Raw genomic sequence first — 5,845 nt, 5'->3', positions numbered from 1 at the left:
GCGTCGGCGACCACCCGCTCACCTTCGCCGATGGCGTGTGACACCTCCGGTGTCCAGTCCCAGGGGCCGTGCTCGTGCCCGAGCCGGCGGGCATCAGCCGCGAACGCCAGATGGGCGCGCACCACGGTCAGGGTGTGCGCCGTCTTCAACGAGGCCGCGGTCGTGGAGGTGATCGGATAGGGCGGCCGGCCTCGCAGGACGGGCAGGTCCCGGGTCAGCCTCGCGCCATCAGGAGTGAGGTACCAGGCTCGGGTACGGGAGCGGTCCGAGCCCGGCAGCACCGTGCAGTCGACGAGGCCGTCGGAGCGCAGCTTGTTCAGGGCGCGGGAGATCAGCTGCCGTGTGCCGCCCGGGCGCAGCATCCGGCGCAGTTGGCCGGTGGTGGCGATGCGGTGCTGGGCGAGGGCTGTGGTGAGCTGGTGGCTCAAGACCTCGGCAGGGTTGAGAGACCGATGGGCATCTCGTGCCCTTGCAGTGGGACGGGGCATAGAGATTCCCTTTCGGCGCGCTTGCTGACTGAGCCGAGCGCGGACCGTTCGGCTGACGACATCAGTCGTCGATGATCAAACACGGGTGGCTCGACCAGACCACCGACCACGAAGACCCGACCATGGTCACGAATAGGCGGCTCTGTGGTGGTCTGCCCCGACCACGGCAAGGTTGGGATACGTAGGCAGAAGGGCGCAGCAGAAGGCCGCATCGCGAGTCGAGCCCTGATCGCAGAGTGAACCTGAGGGCGCTAAGGAAAGCGGACGATGGCCGGTCCGCAGCAGCATCTGCCGCGGGGCGTAGTGGCGAGCTACGCCATGCCGGCCATCGCCTGCGGTAACCGGCTCGCACGGGGATCAACAACCCTTAGCCGGAGACCGCGTCTGTGACGGGCAGTGGAGCGCGGTGCTCACCTGCCCGTTGTGCTATCTGACCCCACGCTGGGCAGCTTGCTCGAGGATGCGCCGGCGCGTCCACCGGCGATACCCGCCCTTCTCGCTATAGGCGTCCACGGTGTTCAACAGCGGGAGGTTGCCCTGGGCGAGACTGCTGCTGAACGTGTTGATGCTCTTGAACCCGAGCAGTACGGCGGCCTGAGACGCCCCCAGCAGTTCGTCCGGATCGCCGTCGACGGGCACATCCGGAGAAGGTAGTGCGGAGCGCTTGGCCTCGCTGCGCTTGCCGCGGCCGGGCCTGGACTTCATCCAGTCCAGTAGCGTTTGTACCCGCCACAGTTGCCGGCGATAGGGCCGCTCGGGTGTTCCAAGTTCCTCGACCACGTCGGGTTCGGGGAAGTAGCCGGGGTGCTCACGGATGTAGGTGGTGACCTGCTTTGAGCTCTTGTAGCCCAGAAACCGTGATGCCTGGGCGGCGTTGAGCAGCTCGTTCGGGTCGCGGGTGGGCGGCTTATGATCCTGGAAGCGAGACAGCTTGCGCTGGGCGAACCATCTGTCCACCTCATCCCTGTTCCACAGCCGGGCCCGGCCGCGGCCGCGCTGCCCAACAGCCTCGGGAAAGCCGTTACTCTCCCGTTCGGCGTACAGACGGCTGACGCTCTGCGCGCTCAGTCCATGTTCCGCACGGATTCCTGCAGCGTCGATGAGGTGTGTCTCGGACTGTGCAGCCATGACTGAACACCTCGTCGCGTAGCGAGGAGCCGGCCCACCCGGCTCACGTCGCCCATAATGACGTGAGTGGCGCGCTGAAGTCCAGCCGATCGACAGACTTCAGGTCGGCCGCCTCCGGGTCCTCTCGCTGCCCGGAGGCGGCGTCTGTTCATCCACCGCGACGCGCCAGGATCTTTCAATGCCCAAAATCCTTGCCCTACACGGCGTGGGCGGACCCGGCGCGCGAGGTCTGCCCATGGCACACGGCGAAAGGGGGACAGGGTTACGGCCCCGCTTGACCCGGGGGCCGAGGCCGCCACGAGAGGTCACTCCTCGGGGAGGAGACTGATCCCTCGGCGGGCGGCGTCTTCCACCATGGCGGAGTAGGCGAGTGCCGCGGGGGTCATGTCCCATTCGGCCAGGGCGAGGAGGAGCACCATCTCTTCACGGTCCCGTGAGGCGTCGTAGGGGACGTTGGCTGCGTCGGCCGCGGACGCGAGGTCGGCGGTGGACATTCCCTGCAGGCGGGTCGCGGTCGCCTGGTGGGTCTCCTGCAGGCCCTGGTGGTAGAGCATGTTGCCTTCGCGCAGCAGGTTCAGGAGGTCCTCGCCGTCGGCGGCTGGTGCGACTGCGGACAGTTCCAACAGGCGCTGGGTGCTGGTCGTCATCATGGTCAGTATGCCTCTCTGGAGGAACGGGGAGGGACAGTCAGGGGGCGAGGGTGCCTGCGTTGCAGCCGCCGCAGGTGGGGCCTGTGGGCGGGCGGGCGGCCAAGTCGACGGCCTTGCGGGGCGGCTTCTGCAGGGCATGGCGCACTTGCTGCTCCAGCAGGTCCATGTCGGGGCCGTCGTCGGGCAGGACGATGCCGGTGTCGGGGGCGGTGGGCTGGCGGCTGGCTTCGATCAGGTCGGTGATGCGCCAGTCGGGGCGGAAGCTGTCGCCGCGGGTGGATTCGACTTCGGCATACAGTGCGGCGAGCCGGGGCCGGCGGGCGATGGCCAGCAGCAGGTCCCGTTTGGAGGCGAACACGCACAGCGAGCACGAACACCGGCTGGTGCCCTTGAAGTCCCCCGCGCCCGGGTAGGAGTCGTAGGTCCAGTGGTAGGGCACGGGCGCGTCCTGGTGCCATTCGAGGACGGCGGCGGTGGGCCAGTCCTTGACCGGCAGCCACTCGTCGACGATACGGGCGCTGTTGGTGAGGACGTTGCGATAGGCGGGATGGTCGGCCCGGTCGCGGCTCTCGTCGGCCCGCAGGCCCATGACCTTGAGAATGCGCACGGGCCGGCCGAGCTCGCGGCGCAGGCGCCGCACCAGAGGTGTCCAGGCGCTGGAGATGATCGACTCCTTGGCGTACTTGCGGCAGTAAGGGCTGCCCATACGGGGGTAGCGGCCGTAGGCGGCGATCTCGGTGAGTAAGAACGTGGGCCGTGCGACTTCCACATGGCGTTCGGGCGGGATGCCGCAGGCCGCGCTCTGGGCGGCGGCGAGCTCGGACATCGACGGGTAGCGCGTGCCGTCGACGTGCACGGCCGGCCACTCCAGCGGCCCGAGCGTGGCGTGGTAGGTGATTACCCGGTCGGTGACTCCGGCCGCTGCGGCGTCCTGCATGAAGGACCACAGCATGACGCTGCTGTCCTTGCCGCCGGACAGCTGCGGTGCGAGCAGGTCGTAGGCGGCCAGGTCCGGGATGGGGGAAGGGCAGATGGTGGGCACTGCGGGCATGACTGCTCCAGGGGTAGGTGAAGGGGGCGGGGGGTGGCCGTCACCGGGCGGCCGGTTCGGGGTCGGGACGGCGCGGGTAGGCCGGTCGCGCATCGAAGCCGATCTTGATGCGGGCGCGTTGTCGCCGATTGCGGCCGAGCGGGAAGACGTACCTGTGACAGCCGCGGTGGCGAACGGTGCGGGCGCCGACCGCCACCAGGGCCTCCCGCAGCCACACCCCCGGATCGCACCCGGCCTGCGGTACAGGGGCGCCCAGTGCGATCAGCCGCGACTCGACGTACTGGTGGCCCTGCTCCTGGCGCCGGACCTTCTGCGCGGCCCGGTCGTTGAGGACCGTGCCGTCGGGCAGGACCTTCAGGGTCCGCGCGGTAGCCCTGCCAGCGTAGATCCCGTTTGCGGCTTGGTAGATTCGGCCACAATGTCCCGGCATGATCAAATTACCGGAGGCGGTGCGCCGGGGGACGGGATCGGCGAAGGACACCACTCCACGAACCCCTGCGGCGAGCAGCTCGGTGTGGCAGCGTGCCAGGAACCAGCTCTCGGAAGTTGCCCGGGCACTCGTCCAAGAGCACGAACCGCGAGCATTCGAGTGCTTCCGTGACTGGTGCCAGTTCCGGTAGCGCCTTGGTGAGGACGGCCTGGTTCACCGGTACGCCGAACACCGCCACACTGCTCAGCCGCCGCTCACCGGCCGAGACGTCGTACAGGCCGAACCTGCGCACGGCTGCCGGATAGGTGGCGGAGTAGTGATGCGTGCGGACGAACGCTTCGGCGTCCTTCTCGCTGATTGGCTCCACTTCGTAGTGGCGGGCGTCGAAACCGCCTTCGCTGACGTGCCGCCAGGAGTGCGTGCGCTGACGCCATCGCTGGCACCAGGGCGACGCGGTCGGCACCTACGGGAGGTCGTCGAACGGCAGCGTCTGCTGAATCGCGGCCATCACCGCTCCCTCCGGCCTGCGGTTGCCTGCGGCAGCGCGCCGGAAGCGCGCAGGCAGAGCCGAACGGTGGTCGCGGACGTGGTCGTCGATGCGCCGCCAAGGCGCGGGAAGGTACTCATGCGTCGTGTCCAGGCAGAGAGGTAAGGGGGGCGCGGACGAGGACAGCGCGGTCCTCGTCGGGTCGGGTGGAGGGAGGGCTCAGGTGAGGGGGAGCCGGGTGGCGGTGCCGGAGAGCAGGGCGTGCCATTCGCGTTCGAAGGCGTCGTCCTGCTTGTTGATCACGCGGGCGGGGGCGGTGACGAACAGCTCCTCCGCCATGGGCCAGTTCTCGCGCCGGGGGCGGAGCCAAGCGCGGGCGCGCCCGTAGAGCGGGTCGTGCATGACGTCGATGCCGTGCCGCTCGGACACGGTGTCCAGACGCTCGGCCAGTTGCTGCGGGCGGCCGAGGTCGACGCGTTCGGTGGAGCGCATGACGGGGCGGCGCTTGCCGGTCTCGGACAGCAGGAACAGGCGGCGCACATGGTAGAGCGCCCAGGGCATGTCGAGCTCGCGCTCGGATGCCTCCAAGCACGCGCGGTCCTCGGGCCGGTCGGTATCGAGGAGTTCGAGCAGGCTGCGCTTGCCGTACAGCTTGGCGTTGGGGTTCAGGCTCATCGCGGTGTACTCCAGGCGCAGAATTTCACCGACGATTTCGGGGTGGGCGCGCATGCGCTCGAGGTGGGCGGGCAGCGAGCCCATGGAGACGGGGAAGCAGCAGAAGGTGCAGTACGACTTCGGCCAGTGCACGCCGAACCGCTGAAGCAGGTAGTCCTCGCACTGCCGGCGGTGCCAGCCCCAGTCGACGAGCGGGTAGACCCGGTGCGCCCGGGAATCTTTGAGGCGGCCGCGCGTCACCGAAGCAGCGCCCGGGCTCGTCGGCGTTGAAGCCCATGATCTGCCGGAACGGGCGCCCGCCCATCACCGGAATGAGCCAGCGGTCACCGACTTCGCCCTTGGCGCGCAAGCTGCACTTGCGGGTGCCGGCCTGCTGGGGGACGGTGCCGACGGACTCCAGTTCGTCCCACAGTGTCCAGGGCCCGCGGGTGAAGAGCCGCTGAGGGCTTCGGGAGTCGTCCAGGCCCGTGATGCCGGCCGCCTTCAGCTGCCCGGAGCGGGACAGCTGCACGAGGCGCACCCCGTGCTCACGCAGCAGCGGCAGCATGAACTCCTCGACCAGCAGACGGGTTTCGGGCCACTTGCTGCCGGTGGCCATGTACAGCACGGCGGTGCGTTCCAGGTCGATGCCGTGCGCGGCGGGGTCGGTGAGCATGCGGGCGAGGTAGGCGGTGGAGTCGGCGCCCAGGCCCCAGTTGATGACGGTGTCGACCTCCTCGTCCCGGTTCAGGCCGGGCAGCGGCGGCGTGTGGGCGGCGGGCATGGCGGTTGTTCACTCCTTCGCGGTGTGCTCGGGCAGGCGGTGGGCGGGGATGACAAGGACCCGGTCGTCGGTGGGCGTCGGGGTGGGGGCGGGCGGCCGTCACCTCGCGGCGTGCCTCTCGTGCAGTTCGGCGGCCGCCGCCCACCACGCCTCGCGCAGCGCAGGATCCTCGC

General features: G+C 69.4%; 8 protein-coding genes. All 8 read right to left on the bottom strand.

Translation table 11 applies throughout. The annotated features are described in order from the left end of the window. Nucleotides 1-488 (bottom strand): replication-relaxation family protein (locus ABTZ58_RS39695; RefSeq protein WP_351368282.1); only part of this gene is annotated, 488 nt, incomplete at its 3' end. 426 nt (nt 489-914) lie between these two features. Next, nucleotides 915-1,616 carry a hypothetical protein gene (locus tag ABTZ58_RS39690; protein ID WP_351368279.1) on the bottom strand — a complete coding sequence of 234 codons (702 nt, stop codon included), beginning with the start codon at nt 1,614-1,616 and terminating at the stop codon, nt 915-917. Between the two features lie 305 nt (nt 1,617-1,921). Then, entirely contained in the window at nt 1,922-2,263 is a 342-nt protein-coding gene (locus tag ABTZ58_RS39685) for a hypothetical protein (protein ID WP_351368276.1), read from the bottom strand. 40 nt (nt 2,264-2,303) lie between these two features. After that, nucleotides 2,304-3,317: an adenine nucleotide alpha hydrolase family protein gene (locus ABTZ58_RS39680; protein WP_351368273.1), complete on the bottom strand. Its 1,014-nt coding sequence runs from the start codon at nt 3,315-3,317 to the stop codon at nt 2,304-2,306. Nucleotides 3,318-3,357: 40 nt separating this feature from the next. Continuing rightward, nucleotides 3,358-3,825: a hypothetical protein gene (locus tag ABTZ58_RS39675; RefSeq protein ID WP_502996221.1), complete on the bottom strand. Its 468-nt coding sequence runs from the start codon at nt 3,823-3,825 to the stop codon at nt 3,358-3,360. After that, nucleotides 3,755-4,210 carry a Mom family adenine methylcarbamoylation protein gene (locus ABTZ58_RS39670; protein WP_351368267.1) on the bottom strand — a complete coding sequence of 152 codons (456 nt, stop codon included), beginning with the start codon at nt 4,208-4,210 and terminating at the stop codon, nt 3,755-3,757. The genes ABTZ58_RS39675 and ABTZ58_RS39670 overlap by 71 nt, the downstream gene beginning before the upstream one ends. Before the next feature lie 243 nt (nt 4,211-4,453). Then, nucleotides 4,454-4,963 (bottom strand): hypothetical protein, encoded by a 510-nt coding sequence (locus ABTZ58_RS39665; protein ID WP_351368263.1) that lies wholly within the window; start codon nt 4,961-4,963, stop codon nt 4,454-4,456. Continuing rightward, entirely contained in the window at nt 4,935-5,672 is a 738-nt protein-coding gene (locus tag ABTZ58_RS39660; RefSeq protein WP_351368260.1) for a hypothetical protein, read from the bottom strand. Before ABTZ58_RS39660 ends, ABTZ58_RS39665 begins: the two co-directional genes overlap by 29 nt. Nucleotides 5,673-5,845 lie beyond the last annotated feature (173 nt).

Source organism: Streptomyces sp. NPDC094143 (assembly GCF_040303825.1).
Classification (GTDB): Bacteria; Actinomycetota; Actinomycetes; order Streptomycetales; family Streptomycetaceae; genus Streptomyces.
Note: the sequence above shows the minus strand (reverse complement) of the source record. Positions and strands in the feature narration are given on the sequence as shown.